Source organism: Pseudonocardia nigra (assembly GCF_019396355.1).
Classification (GTDB): Bacteria; Actinomycetota; Actinomycetes; order Mycobacteriales; family Pseudonocardiaceae; genus Pseudonocardia; species Pseudonocardia nigra.
In genome coordinates this window covers 1-17,940 of record NZ_JAHKRK010000025.1, presented here as the reverse complement: position 1 = coordinate 17,940, position 17,940 = coordinate 1, and the positions used below count along the sequence as shown (strand labels likewise).

Genomic DNA, 17,940 nt, shown 5'->3' with positions numbered 1-17,940 from the left:
ATGAGTTCCAAACCCGCAAACCGCGCGGTTTGCGGGTTTGCTGGTTTGAGCCCGGGGACAAACCGCAAGATTGAGTAGTCATTTTGTGCTGGTCACCCCTCTGTACCAGCGGTTTGCGGGTTTGCGAGGTTTCTTTCGGCAGTCTGGGAGGATCGGGGTTCGACGGGTCGGTGCTCGACCCAGTAGGACCGGCCGTGGTTGTGCGGGTTGGTGACGCTGCGTAGAACGATGTCGCCGCGCCAGCGCCCGATCTGGCCGGTGAGGCGCCGGCCGAGGCTCTTCACCGACAGGAGCTGGCCGCTGCCGGTGGTGGGGAAGGTCCCATCCCACGGGTCGCTGCCGCCGAAGCCCTCGGCGGCGCGGCGCAGCTCGTTCGCGGTCAGGTGGCGGTCGCCGTGCAGCTCGTGCCAGCGCATCAGGAAGACACGCCACTCGGCGGCGTCGTCGTCGAGGTCGCGGTTGTCGCCGGTGTTGGCCAGGAACGAGCCGATGCCGTGGTGCTCGAGCAACCCGCCGAGCTGCTGGGCCCAGCGGGTGAACTGCCGCATCGCCGGCACCGACGTCGACGCGGGCGCGCCGTGGGCGGTCCAGTCGAGCACCAGCACGAGCAGGTGCCACAGCACCCGGGACTGATTGGCCGGGTCGAGAATCCAGGTATCGAGGTTGGGGATGGAGAACCCGGTCCGGGCCTCCGGGTGGGGCATGTCCGGATCGAGCCGCACCCACACAGTCCGGGAGGCCATGTCCCCGCCGGTGCGCAGGTTGTTCCCGGTCGCGAGCCACAGCCGGTCGTTCGGTGCGGAGATCGCGGCGTTGGAGCCGAGCCGGCGGTCGGTCCAGGTGCGTTCGGTGACCAGCCGCGCCAGCACCGCGGAATCGATGACGGAGCCCTCGGCGAGGTTGTCGAACACGATCACCCCCGCCTGATCGGCCAGGACCGAGGTGATCGCCTTGCGGAGCTCTTCGTCGCTGTCGGTCCAGGTGAGCACCCGCTGCCCGCACAGCATGCCCAGGCAGGCGGTCAGGATCGTCTTCCCGGACGCGGGCATGGTCGCGTCGACGATCCCGAACGGGGACAGGCTGCGGGTGAACGGGCGCAGGATCGGGGTGGCGAGCAGCGCGAGGTAGTTGGCGCGGTCAGCTGGGGTGCGCCACGGAAAGTCGCGCAGGAACTTCCCGAGCAGGAACTCCTTCGCCGCCGCCACCTGCTCGGCGGTGGGCCGGGTCGGGACGGGGGGTAGATGGACGGTGGAGGCCAGGAACAGGCCGGTGGCCTCGTCGTAGCCGGGGTGCTGCAACAGGGTGCCGTCCGGGCGCAGCACCGGCGCGCCGATCATCCCCCGCAAGGGCGGGAGGCCGGGCCAGGAACGGCGGGCCAGCACCTCGGACAGCACGGTGATCGAGGGGCTGGTCTCGACCTCGATCCAGGCGTCGTCCTTGGTCTTCTCGTACTTGAACACGTGGGCGTGCTCGGCCAGAAGATACCCGAGCAGGGGCGGGCGCAGCGGGGTGATGGCCAGCGGCAGTGGTGCGTTCTCGTCGCCGGCCTGTGGGCCGGGTGCTCCGGAGACGGCCTCGATCACCACCGGGGTGCCGTCGGTGACGAAGGTGTCGGGGATGATCCGGCCGTCGAGCGCGGCGGTCAGGACCCGTACCGCTGCGGGGCCGTTGGCGATCTGCACCGGCTGCCGCGCACCCTCGCCGCCGCTGTCGCGGTCGCTCGGGTTGAGGCCAGGGAGGGCGTCTGCGCGGGCCGAGGGCTCGGTGGGCTGCACGTCCGCCCCGCCCGCGCCCGCCGGGTCGGCCGAGGTGGTGTCTGCTGGGGGCTCGCTCAGGGCGGGCTGAGCGCCGTTCTGCGGGCCGCTCGCGGTGGGGGTGGGGTGATGGGCGCGGGGTGTGGGACTGGTCATGCGGCGTCTCCGAGTCGGCGGGGCCGTCGGGCACCGGCCCGCAGGCCGGAGCTGATCGTCTTCTCGGCTTGCAGCGCGCTGTAGGCGCCAGCCGCGAGGTGCGGGGCGGCGGCGGCGCGCAGCTCGGCGCGCGCGTCCTGCTCGCCGAGGGCGCCACCGGCGACGAGCTGGCCCAGCGCCACCGAGGCGAGGTAGAGGCTGTGGTTGCGCTGCCCCGGTGGGGCGTCGAGCACCCGCTGCCGCTCGCCGCGGGTCGCGGCGGCCAGGTAGCGGTCGTGGCGGCTCCCGCCCACCGGCATCGGTGCCACCGGTGGCGGGGGCGGCGGGGTGGGGCGCAGGCGCTGCACCAGCCAGTCGGGCAGCGGCACCGGGTCCCGCGCGTCGACCACCCGGTATGTCCCGGCCGGGGTGGCCGAGCCGGCGGCGACGACGTAGCCGCCGTGGGCGCGGGTGTCGACCTTCCACCCGAGCCCGTTGCCCCGCTCCCCGGCGGTGTTGCGCAGCGCGGGTGCGTCGGGGCCGGTGGGGGCGAGGAAGACCAGATGCCATCCACCCGACGGCGTCTCCACGGTGTGCGTGTCGGGGAACGGCTGACCCGCCTGCGCGGCGAGCAGCGCGAGGACCTCGGTGCCGCAGGTGGCGCCGAGCTGCGCCCACCGCGGCGGGGGCACGTCGTTCGGGTCGGTGGGGTCGGGGACGTCGAGGTCGACCACGACCAGCCCGGCTGGGCCGGTGGCCAACCCGATGTTCCAGCCCGGTCCGATGCTCCACGCGCGGCGGATCCGGTCCGGGTCGGTGGTGGCGCGCTGCTCCCACCCGAGGTGCCCGGCCGCGCACGCACCGGTGCTCGGGCAGCGGTCTACGCGATGAAGAGCAGGCCGCTTGCCACCCGGCCGGAGCGGGAACACCGGCCATCCCCGGGCGGCGATCGTGAGCGCGACCCGCAGCAGCCGTGCCCGCTCGTTGGCCGTGCTGTTCATCGCGGTGTTGCTCATCGGGTCGCCTCGTCCCGGCCGGCCTGGCGGGCGCGGTACAGCAGCGACACGATCGCCCCGATGGTCGGTGTGTAGTCGTGGGCGAGCCACTCGATGATCCGCTCGTCGTAGGTGCCCAGGTCAATCCCGGCCAGCGGTTCGCGGATCGCCGCCACGGCGTCGGCGCGGCGCAGCTCCCGCCACCGCTCGGTGCCAAGATCCCCGATGTCCGGCCGGTGCTGGTCGAACGGCGGGCGGATGTTGCGCGGCGCCTCGTCGAGCGGGCCGAGGGGTTCCTGCGCGGTGCTCATCGCTCACCTCCTGCGGAGTGGCCGCCGAGCGAATCGACGACGGCGCGGATCAGGAATTCGGCGGCGGGTGGGGTGACGGCGTTGCCGAGCTGGCGGACCTGTTCGCGGCGGGTGCCCAACACGTGGTAGTCGCGGCGGAACGCCATCGCGGCCTGGATCTCGCGGGGCTCGAGCATCCGGAATGTGCAGTCCTCGACGGCGGGGATGTCGCGCGGCCAGCCGACGAGGGACTGGTGCCCGGTGGTGGTGAGAGTGCGCGCCGGCTCGGTGGCCGGGGTGCACATCTCGCCGCCGTCGCCCTTGCTCGAGTTGTGGCGGACGAGCATGTGGTGGTTTCCCGAGGCGGTCACTGTGGCCAGGGGCTCCCGCACGTGGCGGGCGTCGGAGCCGCCACCGCGCAGCTCGGCGATGAACGCGAGGCCCTCGTTCTCCACCGCGGTGCGCGCCCGGAACGGCTCGCTACTCGGCCGGGCGTCCTCGTTCCAGGTGCCGCCCGACGGCACGACGAGTGCGGTCTCCGCACGGGTCGACTGCGTCCGCAACGGCACCATCACCGGCGCCGCGGACTTGCCCTCCCGGCCTTCCACCGGCACCACGAGGCCGTGGTGGTTGCCGCTCGCCGTGAACGTTGGGGTCGGGCTGCCGATCGGCACCGTGCGGATGTCGCCCGGGCCGCCGCGGTGCGTGGCAAGGAAGCTGCTGCCGGCGTAGCGGGCCAGCCCGGCCCGGATCCGCTCCAGCGTCTTGGCCGACAGCGGCCGGTCGCGGTCGCCGATGCGCTGCCCGCGCAGCTTCCAGTCGATCGCGGCGGCGGCCGGGTCGACGTAGGGCTCGACGATCGAGAACCGGCACTCGGGTCGGGGGCAGCGGTAGACATACTGCGCGCGGTAGCGGCCCCACGCCGGACGGTCCGGGCGCTTCCACGACTGCCGCGCCGCCACCTGCATCCCGCACACCTGGCACCAGGCGAGGGGCCGCACGTCCAGCTCGGGTGCGGACTGGCCGTCGCGCCAGAACACCACGTAGAGCCGATCCCGGGACTGCGGGGCACGGGGTGCGGCGATCGCGGGGGCGTGCATCGAGTTGAGGTAGACGACCCGGTGCCGGTAGCCGAGCAGGGTCATGGCCTGCAACCAGGCCGGCCACATCACCCAGCGGGCGGCGTCGACCACGTTCTCAACGATCACCGCGCGGTAGCGGTGGTGCTCGGCGAACCGCGGGACGTCCCACATGGTCGCCCGCGACCGCTCGGCGGCCTCGTCCGGCAGCGTCTCCCCGAACAGGTCCGGCTGCACCGTGGGCCGCCGGCGGCCCTTGGCCACGGAGTGGTTGGTGCACTCCGGCGAGGCCCACAGGATGTCGGTGCGTGGGGTGCGGCGCGGGTCGACCTGCGAGATGTCGGCGACGTCGTGATCGGTGTCCGGGAAGTTCGCCGCGTGGGTCTCCACAGCGGCGCGCCAGTGGTTGGCCGCGTACCGCAGCTGCACGCCGGGCACCACGGACGCGCCCAGCCCAGAGCCGCCGGCCCCGCAGAACAGGTCCGCGATCGTGATCATTGCTCGACCTCCCGCCCGCTGGCCGGACCGACGGCCGCCGCAGCTGCCACTCTCATGCCGCCTGCGCTCGTGTTGTCCTGGCTCATGCCGCGCTCCGCTCGTGTGTGTCGAGCCGGACCGGGACGACGGTGTGGCGGTAGCCCGGGTCGTCGCCGAGCACGAGCAGCGGCTTGTTGCCGGTGGCGCCGAACGCGATCGCGACGCGATCGCAGCCGTGCAGCGCCACCGCGTCACGCAGATAGCCGGCGTTGACCTTGACGGTGATCGGCGGGCCGGTCAGTTCGGCCGCCACGGCGGCGCGGGCGGTGCTCTGGCCGCCGGTCGCGGAGACCTCGATCCGGCCGTCGTCGACGGCGAGCAGGACGTAGGGGGCGTCGTCAACGGCGATGAGGGCTTGTCCGAGTGCCTGCACGAGCGGGGCCACCTCGACCACCGCGCGGTGCGGGCCCGGTTCGGGCAGGAACCGCCGCCACGCCGGGTATTCCTCGGCGAGTTGGCGGCCGGTGACCAGGTGGGTGCCGGTCGCGAGCCCGAACCCGCGCTCGGTGCAGCACAGCGCCACTCGCTCGTCCGGATCGCCGCCACCGGTGCCGCCGGTGGTGGTGATGGCGCGTAGCGCGGTGTCGAGCAGCCCCCACGGCACCAGCGCGTCCACCTGCACTTCGGAGCTGGTGGGCTGCCACGGGATGGTCGCGGCGGCGAGCCGGTAGCGGTCGGTACCGACCAGAGTGAGCACTGGGTCAGCCTCATCCGTGTCGGCGGGTTCGGTTTCGATCTTGACGGCGGTGAACGCAGGCAGGGCGGTCGAGCTGCGGTCCAGGGCGGGCAGGACCTGGCCCAGCGCGCGCCGCAGCTGCGCGGGGTCGATGGTGCCGAGCGGGTCGCCGAGGTCGGGCAGGGTCGGGTACTCCTGGATGGGGAGGGCGGGCATGTGCCACTCCGCGCGCCCGCACCGCACGAGCACGCCGAGGTGCGGGTCGGTGGTGATGGCGACGTCGGTGTCGCGGGCCACGGTCTTGGCCACCGCGACCAGCAGCCGCCCGGACAGCAGCAGCCGGCCGGGGATGAGCACCGTTGCGGGGATGGTGACGGTGGCGCGGGTGTGCAGGTCGTATCCGGTGACGCTCGCCTCGCCGCCGCCGATACTGGTGTCGGGGGCGTCGAGCAGCAGCCCGGCTAGCACCGGCGCGGAGGGCCGGGTCGAGGTGGCCAGCACCGCCCACGCGGCGGCCTTGTGCAGCACCGCCCCGGTGAGGACGATCTGGGTCATGCCGCCTCACCGCCGGCGGGGTAGGGCAGCGCGGGCGGGGTGTCCACTGCGGGCAAGGTGAACCGCTGGGTCAGGCGGCCGTCGCGGTCGAGGATCTGCCAGGGGCCGTAGCCGCCGAGTTGGCCGTCGAACTGCACGGCGACCCATCGGCCTTCGGGGTCTACGACCACGACCGGCCCCACCTCGGGCGCCGGGACGGGCAGCTCGACGGGCTCGGCGGGGGTGGTGGCGTTGCTGCGGGTACTCACAATTGGCTCCTGATCAAGGCATGGGTGGGTCGTCGCGGCACCGGTGTCGGCGTCGCTTGGGCGTGGTGCCAGCTGTTGCTGGGGTCGCTTAGTCGCGGTCTCGGTTGAGTGGGTCAGGGGCGGCGGTCGCGGACGGGTGGAGTCGGGCAGCCGCGGTGCCTGGCGCTGGACCAGCTGCATGCACGCCCTGAACTCCGGTTGGTCGGTGCGCGAGACTGCGCTTGACGAGTTCGGCGAGTGCTTTCGACACGTCAGGCCCGGAGAGTTGGGTTTCTTCCACTAGCTCGGCCGATCGCCACGGGCCTGGTCGGGAGCAGAGCGCGGTCAACACTTGGACTGCCTTCGGAGGTAATGCCTCGGTAGGTGCGGTTGCCGGCGGTGGCGTGGTGTGTGGTGGGGGTCGGCGCAGGTGGATGACATTGCCGCCGATCGGCGCCGGCACCGACGCCCCACCCACCGACACCGGCGCGACCTTGCGACCCTCGGCGTCCTGACCGTCGACGTCGCCCGGCTCCTTCCCCGCGCGGACGGCAGCACGCCACTCGGTCAACCGCTGCATGCGCTCCACGAGCGCCGCGCCGGCATCGTCGTCGCCCTGCGGGCGGTGCCTTGAGATCGCGAGCTCCAGTCGGGGTCGCCCGTGCAGACCGGGAACTCGGCGGCCCAGTCCGACATGGTGGGCGACCACGCCACCCGCAGCAGCGACAGCCGACCCGAGCCGACGGCGTACGCGTAGCCGCCGCCCTTCGGCAAGGTGCCGGGCGCGACCGCGACACCGTTCAGGGTGTGCTGCTCGGACCGGTTGGTGGAGCGCATGATGAAGGCGTTCCGGGCAGCGAGGTACGCGCGCAGCGGGGTCGAGCCGCCGTAGTCCGCGCCGAGCAGCGACTGGGTGCCGACCAGCAGAACGACGCCGTACTTGCGGCCGATCCGCACCACGTTCTCCATCCGGCCGATGAAGTTGTCCTCCTTGAGCACCGGGTCGTTCGCGAGCCGGTTGAACTCGTCGAGAATCCACACGTAGCCGGGGAAGGACCGGCACGGGCGGATCTCCCGGACGCCGTGCGCGGTGCTGGCCTCCTCGGGCCGCATCTGCCGCAGTTCCCCGCCGGCGGCGGCGACTAGGGTGGGCTTGAGCAGCGACCGCACCTTGATGAGCGCCTCGACCGCGCGGAGCTGCCGCATGACGCCATGCGGGCCGGCTTCCGGCCAGTCGGCGATCCGGTTCAGCGTCGGCGACGACCCACCTTCGGGGTCGCCGTCGCCGAACAGGACCTTCCACACGCCGGAGTGCCGCTTGGCCATGGCGATCGCCTCGAGCAGCGCCGTCTTGCCGGAGCCGGGGTCACCTGTGACGAGGCCAGAGCGGGCGCCGACCTCGTCGACGGCGACGTACTCGGCTTCGCCGGTGCCGTCGGCGTGCAGCCCCACCGGAATCCGGCCGTCGTGGTAGCGGGGCCCGCCGTAGGGCACGCCATCCTTGAGGACGTCGCGGGTGACGATCGTCAGCCAAGCACGGCCCTCGTCGTCCTCTGCGTCGTTGTCGCCGCTGCCGTAGCGCTCCAAGACGACCTTGCCACGCCGATCCCGAGCGCTGCGGCGATCTTCGGGCGCTTCCCGAACATTTCGTCGAACGTGAAGCTGCCGGGATCGGTCTGCACCATCCACATCGTCGCGTTCGGCAGCTCGGTGCGGCTCGTGAGCCACGCACCGCTCAGGATCGGCCGGGGCCCGTCAGCGACGCGGTCGTACCACGCCTGCTCGAGCAGGGCGGCGCGGCTGGTGTCGATCGCGGGCGGTGGCGGCGGGGCCGGCAGCACGACCTGGCGCATCGCGCTGGGGTTCGGGATCTCGTGCTCGGCGGCCCACCGCGCTGACAGCGCCGCCGCGCCGCCAAGGAGCGCACCGGTCATGACCCACGTGGCGGGACTCGTCGCGGCGGCGACGTCGACCCACCCGGCCGCGGCGACACCGGAGAGCCACCACCGGCGCCGCCACGCCTCAGGGATGCGGTGGCGGTAGATGAACCGCAGCACTGGCAGCGACAGCGCGGTGGCCGCCCACGTGCCGGTGACGATGACGGTGTGCGCGCCGGGGGACCCGACGGCGGTGGCGAGCTCGGCGCAGCCCCACGCCGCATAGCCGGCGGCACCGGTCGCGGCGGTGGCCAGGTAGGGGAGTTGGCGAGCGCGGGCATCGGCCGCGATGGCGAGATCGGAGCGGATCCGGTCCTCGACCGTCTCGATGACGGGGCGCTCCCTGAGCCGGGGGGTGTCGCGGTCGGCGACGAGGCTGGCGATCTCCCCGAGGGTGGTGTCGGCGGTGATACCCGGGACACGCGGGTCGCGGGCGGGGTCGATGTCCACGGGTCTCCCTTCCAAGGGGTTGCAGGTCGGGTGTGCCCCCGCTCCGTCGCGAGCGGTCGCCCACCTGGCAGGCCAGAGGTGGGTGCGGGGGCTGGCCGGGCAGCTACAGCGCGGCCGGGTCCATGTAGTGGCCCGACTGAGTGCCGGCCAGGGACGGGTCGGAGCCGACGGTGTCGGCGACCTTCTGCACGTGTCGATCGAACTTGCCGGCGGACTCCTGCGCCGCGGAGGCGGCGATCGTGGCTGCGTCGAACATGGCCCTGAGCATGTCGATCGGGTCGCCGCTGACGCCGGCGCTGGACAGGTTGCCGCAGGACTGCTCGATGGATGCCTGCAGGTCGGCGTACACGCCTGCCACAACCTGCATGGTGTCGGCGGCGGCCTGCGGCGTGAACACGTCAGCGCCGTTGATGGTGGTGGTCATGGTTGTTTGTCTCCCTGGTGCTCGGTCTGGCGGTGGCGGGTTAGGCGCGGGCGGCGTCGAGGTAGGTGCCGGCGACGGTGTCGCGGAGCTCGGTGTCGCCGGCGATCTCGGCCTGGGTGGCGACGTGGCGGGCGTACTCGTCGCGGGCGCCGGCGGCTGCGGTGCCGAACTGGTCGCCCGCGGCCCAGGCGTCGCGGACGATCTGGATGCACGCGGCGCCGACGCCCTCGCCCTCGAGGTTGTTCGCCATGGCGTCGAGCTCGTTCATGATCGCTGCGTTCAGGTCGAGGCAGCTCGTGGCGAAGGCGAGCGCGTCGAGCGGGCTGGAGACGTCACCGTTGATTTCGGCGGGTGTGCTCATGGGTGGGGTGTCCTTCCTGGTGGTTTCCGGGGCCGGGTCCGGCTCCGGGGTCTCGGCTGAGGGCAGCGCGCGGCGCTCCTCGCAGGTGGGGCACATGCCGCCGACGACCCAGGTGCCGCACCCGCCGGGGCAGAGGGTGGCGTCCAGAACGTCGAGCAGCGGGGTCTCGTTAGCATCGGCAGGGCTGGCGTCGTTGACGGTGCGGCGCACGTCGTCGGGGGTCGGCCATGGCTGGCCGGAGGGCCCGTCCTCGGAGCTGTCGGACACGTCGGTGTCCTCGAACAGCACGTCGTCGTTGCTGCCGACCCACTGCCACTCGGTTTCGGTGACGATCCAGCGCCTCCGCCCGTTGTCCTGCGCCCACGACGTGACGGTGGTGCGCAAGGTGCCGTCTACGCGGGGGTGGGGCTGCTCCCAGCGGCGGTAGTAGGCGTCGCCGTCCTGGTCTTCGTGGTGGTCGCCGCCGTCGCGTTGTGCGCCGCCGGTGGTTTCCCTCCAGCTGGCGGGCTCGTTGAGCCGGTCGACCTGCTCGTCGTCGAGGTCGGCGAGGCGTTCCTGGTTGGCGAGGTCGTCCCGGGTGTCGGCCTGGCAGTCCGGGCATTCGCCGACCTCGTCGAGCGGGCCGACGTCGGCGACCAGGTGGCGGCACTTGGTGCAGCGGCGCGGGTCGGGCTCCGGCTGCGGCTCGTTGACCCGGCGCTCGGCGGACTGGCAGCCGGCGCACCACTCCAGCGGCTCCACCACCAGCACGTCACACCCGCGGCACTTGCGCGTGCGCAGCGCGTCGTCCGGGTCCGGTCGGCCGGCCGCTTCACGCTCCGCCTGCTCGCGGCGCTGCTCCGCGTCGCGCTCCGCCTGCTCGCGCCGCTGCTCGGCCCGACGCCGGCGCCTCTCCTCGCGGCGCTCCTCGGCGTCGTTCCACGAGTCCTCCCACAGCCCCGACAGGTACCGGCGAAACGGGCCGGGTGGACGCGGGTTCGCGATGCGGTTGGCGAGGCGACCGGTCGCGGCCTGCCCGATGGTGGGCGTCCCGGTTGCGGCGGCCTGCTGCTGCGCCAGCTCGTACGCGGCCTGTCGGCGGGCGATCCGCGGCGACGTGCGTCCGCGGACGGCGGCGTAGCCGTCTTCCACGGCGCGGCGGATGAACCAGGCGGTGGCCAGGCAGAAGATCCAGATAGTGACCGGGTCCACGGTCAGCTCCTTCCGGTAGGGGTGCAGGCGATGCCGGAGGAGACGGCGGCCACGACCTGGGCGGCCTCGTCCTCCCACTTCGCGTAGCGGTCTGGGTGGGCGGAAATCTGCACGCGCTGCGCGGCGACGGTCAGCGGCATGGACTGCCAGCCGGGCAGCCTCAAGAGCGCGGCGTAGAACAGCCGCGCCGACTCCCGGGCCTCCATCCGCTGCGCGAGGGTTCCCCAGCCGCGCTGCCGCTGCTGGAACAGTCCGGTGCTGTCGTGGTCGCTGCCGACTGCCTCATGCGGGAGCGACATCGACGCGGGTACAGCCCGGTTGGCATACATCTTCAGCTTGCTCTCCTGCATGGCGGTGGCCACCGCGATGACGTGCCCCCGCTCCGGGACGCCCATCTCCTTCCCGGCGGCCACGATCGCCGCGGCGTGAGCGAGCTGGCGGCCGGCGAACCCGGCGACCGGGACGCCCGGACCGTTGGCCGTCGTGCACACCAGCCCGCCCGCCTCGGCGACGGGCGGAGGCGCGGGCGCAGCGACTTCGGCGACGCCGCGCCCAGCCAGCAGCAGCACGAGCAGGGCGCCGGCCACGACCGCCCAGTCCGGCACCTGCTGTCCGCCCCGCCCGATGCGCCGCCGGCGGTACACCGGGTGACGGACCGGGCGGCGGCGAGGCGGCCGGCGGACAGGAACACGAGCAGCAGGGCGCACCACGACAGCCCGACCCCCCACAGCGCGGGGGGTGGTGCGAACTGTCGTAGCCATCGCCAACCTCCGATCAGAACCAGGTGGTGACGTCGGCCCAGTCGGGAACGAACCAGCCGACGACCGGTACGCCGTTGAGGACGATCAGCAGCGGAACGGCGACGACCAGAGTCGTGACGGTTCGCATCAGTCGCGTGAAAAACGCCCATGCGATGAAGTAGCAAATTGTCAGTCCCGGCGAAGCAATAAACCGCGCAAACGCGATATTCGCCGTGCGCCATGGGCCGCCCGCCCGGGTCGTGTAGGCGCCGTCCCGCGCGTATTCGATCTGGTCGCGCAGGCTGCCGGGGCTGCTGCTCACGAACCGCAGTCCGGCGAATGCTTCGCCCAGCCGGTCAGATGGCCGCTGCGGCTGGTCGTCCCACTCCGGCTCCGGGGTGGTGCGGTCCGGGTGGGGCGAGGGTGGTGTGACGATGCGGTGCGTCGGCTCCGGCGGGTGGGGGAGAGGCTGGTGCGGAGCCTGGGGTGACCGCTGGTGCGGTAGCGCCCGGCCCGTCTGGTGCGTCGGTGGTGCGGTCCGTGGGTCGGTGGTGGTCATGCTGCACGCCCCTGCCGGGCGAGACGCCCAGTGATCGTGTCCCCGACCGCCATGAGCGTCCGCGTCGCCTCCGCGCGCACGGCGCCGGCCTCAGCGAGGCCGGCGCGGTCCGCCGCCGCGGCCGCGGCACGGACGTAGTCGACCGCTGCGGCGAGCCGCTCGGCGTCGGTCTGCGCCGCGGCGTACCGAGCCCGCGCCGCCTCACGGATGCGGTTGGCCCGCTCGACCAGCGCCACCGCCCGGATACGGCCGTCCGGGCCACGGCGCCCTGCGGTGAGTCGTCGACCTGCCATGCACGCCTCCTGCCTCGAGGAAATTTCCGGTGATCGCCAGGGCCGCCCGGCGGAGAGGGCCAACGCGCCCGCACGCGCGCGCGTAGCGGTCGATCCCCACGTTCTGCGACCCGCCCGCGGCAAATTTCCGGGACGCCGGGGCGGGACGAGGGTGTTCGCGGCGCTCACCGGGCAGCCCTCGCGGTGCCACCGGGGAGGCGGACCTTCGCGGTATCCGCCGCTCCCTTCGCGGCGTACTCGGACAGCCCGGGGAACAGCAGGGCCCCGGTCCGGTCGTCGGTCGCGTTGCGGATCGTGCGCCACCCCGGCACGGACCCCGTCCGGGTCGCTTGCGCCACAGCCCAGTCGGTCGCGGCGTCCCGCATGGACGTCTGCTCGAAGGGGGTGAGGGCGGGCCGGCGCGCCAGTGAGGTCACCGAGGCGCGTTCCATCGGGCCGGTGTCGGAGGGGTTGGCGGGACCGTCCGCGGCCCGCGTCGGCTTCGCACCACCCGTCGCACCACCTTGTGGGGTGCTCGGCGCACCAGCTGCCGCACCAGGCTTCGCACCACGCCACCGCACCAGCAGGCCGGTGGTGCGTGGCTCGGCGCGGCGCTGGCGACGCTCGATGGATCGCGTCGTCACCTCACGCCGGTAGTCGGCTATGAACGCATTCCATGCCTCCACCGGGTCGGTGATGTTGTGCATCACCGAGTAGCGCCGGGCACGGAATGTGAGGACCGGGAAATGGCGCCACCGCTCCGCCGCGAACACCGCGCCCGCCTGGTCCAGGGTGCCCTCGGCGGCGCGCTGCTCGTGCTCGACACCCCGGGTGTGAAGACCCCACAGCCACGGCGAGCTGAGCGAGAACGCGGCGAACATGAGCGCCAGGGGAGTGGGGGCGAGGTTGGGGCCACAGAAATGCTGGTAGTTGATGAACGCGACCCCGGCGGCGATGAGGTAGGACGCGCGGGACAGCTTCGCCGCCTGAGCGGTGGCCCCGGCCAGCCGGAACCTGTGGGCCATGAGCTGCACATAGTTAGAGATCGACTCGATGGCGATACCCGCGGCGACCGCGAGGACCAGCCGGTACAGGAGGTCCCAGTCGCGGGGTGCGAGGTTGTCGACGATGTAGTCGATCTGGCCGTACACGGCGAACCCGGTGACCAGCAGCAGCGGAGCGATGAAAGCGGCCTGGTGGCCGACGTCGGTCATGCGTAGGCGGGTCGCGGCGCGGCGCTCGGCCCTCTTGGCGGTGCGGCGCTGCCGGCGAGCTTCCCGGGCGGCGTCGCGGTACTCCCGCTGCTCACGTCGGCGCGCGTCCTTCGACGCCTGCAGCGGGGATTCCTCGCGCGGTGGCGCGCCTGCGCTCTCGACGGTGACGGGCACGGCTACGCCTGCTTTCCCGTGCCCGCGGGGAGAGGCGAGCCGAGCCCCTGTCCGTCGAGCCATGTCCGGAGCCACAACCTGATCGCGGTGGCCGGATCCCGCCAGCTCGTGTTCGGGTCTGCGTCGAACGCACGAGTAACCCGGACCGCAAGCTCCTGGCCTGCGAAGTTGAACGGAAACCCGGCTGTGATGGGGTGCCCGTAGCGCAGCGGTGACCAGCGGGTGACGTCGATCCGGAGCGAGGTCTCGCCGTCCGGCTCGATCGCCGGCGTGATGCCGAGGTTGTTGCCGATCGCGATGAACGGGCGGGGAATCTCGACGGTGGTGTCGTTGCCGAGCCTGACCATCGCGGTGGGACAGCCCACGCTGACGCCGTTGCGAATGTGCTCGGTGAAGTAGCCCTCGAACTTGATGTAGGCGTCCATCAGGGCTACGCCTGCCGACGAGGACGGATGAGGACACCGACCGCGCCGCCGAGGATGAACCCGACGATGCCGGCCCACGGATCACCGAGGGTAGCGCTCCACTCGACGTCCGCGTATATCCCGGCGGCGACGGGGAGCACGACGAGCGCCAGCACGAGGCCGACGCGGGTGAGCAGGGTGAGTTCGCCCCAGTACATCGACGCGATCGGGGTTCGGGTTTGGGTGGCCATGATCGGTTCTCCTCGGTCGGATCGGGAGGGGGATGGGTCAGGTTTGGAGGTCCCGCCCGCCGGGCCCTGCGGTCATCCCGGCGGGCGGGGCTGTCTGGTGTCGCGCACGCGGTCGTTCGGCTGGGTGGGGCTCCTGCGGGTCAGGCCTGAAAGCTGACGTGGACGTGGTCGTAGTGGCCGCCGGTGGCGTCGTTCGGGTCGTAGACCCCGCCGCCGGTGTAGCGGCGACCCCAGCCGCCGCTGTCGCCGTGGCCGGACTGCCAGATGCGGCCCTGCCAGATGACGTAGCGGACCCGCAGCGCGCCGGCGTTGGTGCGGAGCCAGTTCGCCAGCTCCCACCCGGCGTCGAGCTCGGCACCGACCGGGAATGTCCCGGCGCGGGTGGGGAAGAAGTCGCAGGCGCGGCCCTTGGGGTGGTCGCTGCGCGGGTTCCAGGCGTGCTCGTCCCAGCACCCAGCGGACCGGATCTTGGGGCCTTTGCGGTAGCCGCCGAATACGCGTTCGATCTCGTCGAGCGCGTGGCGGGTGGCGCCGGTGAGGCAGCCTTTGCTGGTTGGGTCGGGCTGGACGCAGCCGCTGGCGGCGTCCGTGTACGGCGCAGCGGCGGGTGCGGGAGGCGCGGGGGCGGGCGCTGTGACGTCCTGGTCTTCGGCCACGCCGCGCGTGAGCAGCAGTAGGACGATCAGGCTCCCGGCGACGATGACCCAGCCCGGCACCTGCTGGCGAACCCTGCCGATGTGGCGGCGGCGATACGCCGGGCGACGGGCCGGCCGCCGTGCTGGGCGTCGGCGGGGCGCTGGACGGACGTGCACACGAGCGGCGGGGCGCACAACGACGGCGCGGCCCGGTGTGGGCGGGCGAGCTGTCGTGGTTGCCATCTGCTGCTCACTTCACTCGGAGGTCAGGGGGTGGACTCGGTGGGCGCGGGCTGCGCTCCTCGGTCGGGTGGTTGGGCGGGGTGTGGAAGCCGGGTCCCGGCGGAACAAGGACACGGCCGGGACCCGGACGAGGCGGATCAGCTCGTCGCGGGCGAGCGGGTAGTCGCTGGTCACCGACGTCCCGCTTTCCGGGCGCGGGCCGGCTCGGCCGGCTCGTAGCCGCTGTGGCCCATCACCGGGCACAGTGGCTCGCCGTCGAGGTGCGACCACCGCGGTCGCGGGCCCCACGACGGGGTCCACGAGCGCGGTGGCCGGTTGCGCGCCGGCTCTCCGCACTCCGGGCACACGTAGCCAGTGCTGCTCATCGGTGGCTTCCCTTCCGGGGCGGCTCGAGGTGGTAGCCGCCGCACTGGCGGCAGGGCGCCGCGACGGAGCCGAACGCAGGCGGCGGCCTCGCGGGCGTCGTCGAGGTCGTCGAAGTAGCCGCGCGAGGGGCAGCGCGGGTGCTGACGCCGCGGCCGGTGCCGGCTGGCCCGAACCGCGCTCACCGCGCACCACCACCGGCGGTGGAGGTGAGGGCGGCCGCCCCACATGCGGATCAGGCACAGGGCTTCGCCGTTCAGGTGAAAGGCCTCGCCGTCGCTGGTTGCGACCCGGTGATAAGTCATCACGCCACTGCCGTTCCGGCTCCGGTCGCGGAGACCTCGGAGCGGAGGTCGACGACCCGATGTGGCCGGATGCCCAGCCACTCCGCGATCCGCGTGTCGCTCCAGCCTCGGCGAAGCAGGATCGCCACCGCCTCGGCCTCCTCGGGAGGTGTCAGCCGCGGTCGGTGCCCGGCCACCGCCAGCTCCACCGCAACCACATCCACGTAGATCGGGTCCGGCTCGATCTCCCGCGGCAACCCGAACAGCACCACCGCGCGCTCGTCATCACGGATCGCCCGCTCCCAGCAGGCCCCACACGCGACAGCGACAGCGGCAGCCGTGCGCGGGTGCAGCTTCCGACACCGCCGCCGGGCCACTCCCGCCAGCGGATGCGACCACGAACCGAAAGCGCTACGCCGCCCTGACCCGCTCATGCCGCCTCACCTGGCCCGAACCAGCGCGAGCCGCCAACCTGCGGTGCAGGACGAAGCCGCCTCGCCATCTGACGGACCGCCGCGACCCGAGCCACCACCTGACGTGCCGAACGGCGCTCTCGGCGCTCGTTCAGCTCGGCCAGGGACGCACCTCGGGGCGGCCGCCGCGTCGGCGGAACCCACTCCTCTCGAATCACCTGCTCCCAGTGCCGACGCACTGCCGATCGGGCGTCGTCGTCCAGAGACGCCACGCAGTCCGCCAGTTCGGCCCCGTCCCATTTGCTGTTGCTCATCTCGTCCTTCCGCGGTAAGGGTTTCACGCTCAGATTGAGCGTAGATTGATAGGTTGTCAACAGTCTGAGCGCGAACCACGCGCGGCCTCGCCCTGCCTGGCTAGACTCTCCGCAGGTCAGCACCGACAGGAGGCGACTTGACCCAGGACTGGCAGGCTGTAGCGACCGCGATCGCCAACCGGCTCGACGAGCGGGGCATGACGATGACGGAGCTCGCCGGGAGGTCCGGGGTCTCCCTGACCACGGTTCGTGAACTCATCCATGTGCTGAACACCCGGCGGCGCCAGCCTCGTACACTCACCGCCCTGTCGGTCGCGCTCGGCTGGCCGGCCGAGCACTTGGGAGAGATTCTTCGGGGCCAGGCGAGCCGACCCGACGGAGCGGCGGACGCAGACTCCCTAGCAACGATCCGTGCCGAGCTTCTTGACCTGCAGGCTCGCGTGTCAGCCCTGGAGGCCGATCGCGACTCGGCGAGCCGGTAAGCGGTCACCTCCTCGCCCTCCCATCCGCTGGTGCCGTGCTGCACAAGAACAAGACTGGGTTCTCGAATCCAGCCTCAACAGGGCGCAGACGGGGGCACACTTGTGCACTCGGGGGACGCGACGGAGGTGAGCGCGCGTGGCGGGGAACGAGCGCCTGACGGCTCTGATGACCGATGCCGGCTTTCTGGGGCCAGTCGGCGACGGCGGACGAAAGCAGTTCGCGCGTGCAGTGACACGTGCCGCCCGCGCGCGGGGCTCTACACAGGAGTTCACACACACCTACGTCACTCGATGGCTTGGCGGCTCGATCCCACGCAGCGAAGAGACCAGGCAGTTCATCATCTCGGCCTTGAGTACGAGGCTTGGTCGCCGGGTCGCAGCAGATGAGGTCGGATTTCCTCTCGGCTCACACGTCGGTCCGGAACTTGGGCTGACTTATCCGCGAACCGCTACGGGCGGAGTCGACACGGTGTCGCAGCTCGCCGCGGACCAGGGCTCTGATCGGAGCGTCGTTGCATCGCCCGTCGATGTTGCGTCGTGGAACGAGGCGTCGCTGTCGTGGATTGTTGGATCGTCGCCTCAGCGGCGCGGACTTGAGTCAGTCGGTGCAGTCGGGAAGTCTGACGTCATACGGATTCGCTCGACACGCGACATGTTCGACCGCATGGACAATCAGTTTGGGGGCGGACATGCGCGCGAGGCCCTCATTACGTTCCTGCGTGGCGAACTGCCGACACTGTTGCGGGCCGGCGCGAGCGAGACCGTGCGACGCGCGCTGTTCTCGGCAGCCGCCGAAGCTACGCAGCTTGCTGCATGGATGTCATATGACGCAGGGATTCATGGCCTTGCGCAGGGTAGCTATTCAGTACGTCCGGAGCTGTTGGTGACGTGATCGGGCCCGGCGTGGCGGCTTGATCGTCGGCGTGGTGGCGCGATCATGGACGGATGTCGGACTCGCTGCCGCCGTCCGTGGCGGAGCTC

Annotated in this window: 20 protein-coding genes; 2 read left to right on the top strand and 18 right to left on the bottom strand. The window is 72.2% G+C overall.

The window, feature by feature from the left end; all coding sequences use genetic code 11:
- Positions 1-92: 92 nt before the first annotated feature.
- The 18 genes from KME75_RS09250 to KME75_RS09165 form a co-directional block, all read right to left on the bottom strand.
- Positions 93-1,910, bottom strand: a complete 1,818-nt coding sequence (locus KME75_RS09250; protein ID WP_219414167.1) for a hypothetical protein — start codon at positions 1,908-1,910, stop codon at positions 93-95.
- Positions 1,907-2,905 (bottom strand): bifunctional DNA primase/polymerase, encoded by a 999-nt coding sequence (locus KME75_RS09245; RefSeq protein ID WP_246631770.1) that lies wholly within the window; start codon positions 2,903-2,905, stop codon positions 1,907-1,909. The genes KME75_RS09250 and KME75_RS09245 overlap by 4 nt, the downstream gene beginning before the upstream one ends.
- The gene (locus KME75_RS09240) at positions 2,902-3,195 is read right to left on the bottom strand and encodes a hypothetical protein (protein WP_219414166.1); all 294 of its coding nucleotides are present in this window, start codon (positions 3,193-3,195) and stop codon (positions 2,902-2,904) included. The genes KME75_RS09245 and KME75_RS09240 overlap by 4 nt, the downstream gene beginning before the upstream one ends.
- Positions 3,192-4,751, bottom strand: a complete 1,560-nt coding sequence (locus tag KME75_RS09235) for a DNA cytosine methyltransferase (RefSeq protein WP_219414165.1) — start codon at positions 4,749-4,751, stop codon at positions 3,192-3,194. The genes KME75_RS09240 and KME75_RS09235 overlap by 4 nt, the downstream gene beginning before the upstream one ends.
- A gap of 82 nt (positions 4,752-4,833) precedes the next feature.
- Entirely contained in the window at positions 4,834-6,021 is a 1,188-nt protein-coding gene (locus tag KME75_RS09230) for a DNA polymerase III subunit beta (RefSeq protein WP_219414164.1), read from the bottom strand.
- Entirely contained in the window at positions 6,018-6,269 is a 252-nt protein-coding gene (locus KME75_RS09225) for a hypothetical protein (protein ID WP_219414163.1), read from the bottom strand. The genes KME75_RS09230 and KME75_RS09225 overlap by 4 nt, the downstream gene beginning before the upstream one ends.
- Before the next feature lie 546 nt (positions 6,270-6,815).
- Positions 6,816-7,835 carry an ATP-binding protein gene (locus KME75_RS09220; protein WP_219414162.1) on the bottom strand — a complete coding sequence of 340 codons (1,020 nt, stop codon included), beginning with the start codon at positions 7,833-7,835 and terminating at the stop codon, positions 6,816-6,818.
- Entirely contained in the window at positions 7,775-8,635 is an 861-nt protein-coding gene (locus KME75_RS09215; RefSeq protein ID WP_219414161.1) for a hypothetical protein, read from the bottom strand. Before KME75_RS09215 ends, KME75_RS09220 begins: the two co-directional genes overlap by 61 nt.
- Positions 8,636-8,738: 103 nt before the next feature.
- A complete protein-coding gene (locus KME75_RS09210; RefSeq protein ID WP_219414160.1) occupies positions 8,739-9,059 on the bottom strand; it encodes a hypothetical protein in 321 nt (106 codons plus the stop codon).
- Between the two features lie 40 nt (positions 9,060-9,099).
- Entirely contained in the window at positions 9,100-10,611 is a 1,512-nt protein-coding gene (locus KME75_RS09205) for a hypothetical protein (protein WP_219414159.1), read from the bottom strand.
- A gap of 2 nt (positions 10,612-10,613) precedes the next feature.
- Positions 10,614-11,255, bottom strand: a complete 642-nt coding sequence (locus KME75_RS09200; RefSeq protein WP_219414158.1) for a hypothetical protein — start codon at positions 11,253-11,255, stop codon at positions 10,614-10,616.
- A 130-nt stretch (positions 11,256-11,385) separates the two neighbouring features.
- Positions 11,386-11,910 carry a hypothetical protein gene (locus KME75_RS09195; RefSeq protein WP_219414157.1) on the bottom strand — a complete coding sequence of 175 codons (525 nt, stop codon included), beginning with the start codon at positions 11,908-11,910 and terminating at the stop codon, positions 11,386-11,388.
- Complete coding sequence (locus tag KME75_RS09190) at positions 11,907-12,203, bottom strand: hypothetical protein (RefSeq protein ID WP_219414156.1); 297 nt, start codon at positions 12,201-12,203, stop codon at positions 11,907-11,909. Before KME75_RS09190 ends, KME75_RS09195 begins: the two co-directional genes overlap by 4 nt.
- Positions 12,204-12,367: 164 nt before the next feature.
- Positions 12,368-13,570, bottom strand: coding sequence for a hypothetical protein (locus KME75_RS09185; RefSeq protein WP_219414155.1), 1,203 nt, complete (start codon positions 13,568-13,570; stop codon positions 12,368-12,370).
- Positions 13,571-13,572: 2 nt separating this feature from the next.
- The gene (locus KME75_RS09180; protein WP_219414154.1) at positions 13,573-13,995 is read right to left on the bottom strand and encodes a hypothetical protein; all 423 of its coding nucleotides are present in this window, start codon (positions 13,993-13,995) and stop codon (positions 13,573-13,575) included.
- A gap of 5 nt (positions 13,996-14,000) precedes the next feature.
- Positions 14,001-14,225, bottom strand: a complete 225-nt coding sequence (locus KME75_RS09175) for a hypothetical protein (protein ID WP_219414153.1) — start codon at positions 14,223-14,225, stop codon at positions 14,001-14,003.
- 140 nt (positions 14,226-14,365) lie between these two features.
- Positions 14,366-14,941 carry a VldE C-terminal domain-containing protein gene (locus tag KME75_RS09170; protein ID WP_219414152.1) on the bottom strand — a complete coding sequence of 192 codons (576 nt, stop codon included), beginning with the start codon at positions 14,939-14,941 and terminating at the stop codon, positions 14,366-14,368.
- A gap of 829 nt (positions 14,942-15,770) precedes the next feature.
- A complete protein-coding gene (locus KME75_RS09165; protein ID WP_219414151.1) occupies positions 15,771-16,022 on the bottom strand; it encodes a hypothetical protein in 252 nt (83 codons plus the stop codon).
- A gap of 592 nt (positions 16,023-16,614) precedes the next feature.
- Between KME75_RS09165 and KME75_RS09160 the strand changes: the two genes are divergently transcribed.
- Both KME75_RS09160 and KME75_RS09155 read left to right on the top strand, forming a co-directional pair.
- The gene (locus tag KME75_RS09160) at positions 16,615-16,959 is read left to right on the top strand and encodes a helix-turn-helix domain-containing protein (protein WP_219414150.1); all 345 of its coding nucleotides are present in this window, start codon (positions 16,615-16,617) and stop codon (positions 16,957-16,959) included.
- 136 nt (positions 16,960-17,095) lie between these two features.
- The gene (locus tag KME75_RS09155) at positions 17,096-17,851 is read left to right on the top strand and encodes an NsdA family TPR-like regulatory protein (protein WP_219414149.1); all 756 of its coding nucleotides are present in this window, start codon (positions 17,096-17,098) and stop codon (positions 17,849-17,851) included.
- Positions 17,852-17,940: the final 89 nt, after the last annotated feature.

What these genes read in the sequence shown, in the direction of transcription:
- KME75_RS09250 (WP_219414167.1), bottom strand. Translation starts at nt 1,910, where the DNA reads ATGACCAGTCCCACACCCCGCGCCCATCACCCCACCCCCACCGCGAGC.
- KME75_RS09245 (WP_246631770.1), bottom strand. Translation starts at nt 2,905, where the DNA reads ATGAGCAACACCGCGATGAACAGCACGGCCAACGAGCGGGCACGGCTG.
- KME75_RS09240 (WP_219414166.1), bottom strand. Translation starts at nt 3,195, where the DNA reads ATGAGCACCGCGCAGGAACCCCTCGGCCCGCTCGACGAGGCGCCGCGC.
- KME75_RS09235 (WP_219414165.1), bottom strand. Translation starts at nt 4,751, where the DNA reads ATGATCACGATCGCGGACCTGTTCTGCGGGGCCGGCGGCTCTGGGCTG.
- KME75_RS09230 (WP_219414164.1), bottom strand. Translation starts at nt 6,021, where the DNA reads ATGACCCAGATCGTCCTCACCGGGGCGGTGCTGCACAAGGCCGCCGCG.
- KME75_RS09210 (WP_219414160.1), bottom strand. Translation starts at nt 9,059, where the DNA reads ATGACCACCACCATCAACGGCGCTGACGTGTTCACGCCGCAGGCCGCC.
- KME75_RS09195 (WP_219414157.1), bottom strand. Translation starts at nt 11,910, where the DNA reads ATGACCACCACCGACCCACGGACCGCACCACCGACGCACCAGACGGGC.
- KME75_RS09190 (WP_219414156.1), bottom strand. Translation starts at nt 12,203, where the DNA reads ATGGCAGGTCGACGACTCACCGCAGGGCGCCGTGGCCCGGACGGCCGT.
- KME75_RS09180 (WP_219414154.1), bottom strand. Translation starts at nt 13,995, where the DNA reads ATGGACGCCTACATCAAGTTCGAGGGCTACTTCACCGAGCACATTCGC.
- KME75_RS09175 (WP_219414153.1), bottom strand. Translation starts at nt 14,225, where the DNA reads ATGGCCACCCAAACCCGAACCCCGATCGCGTCGATGTACTGGGGCGAA.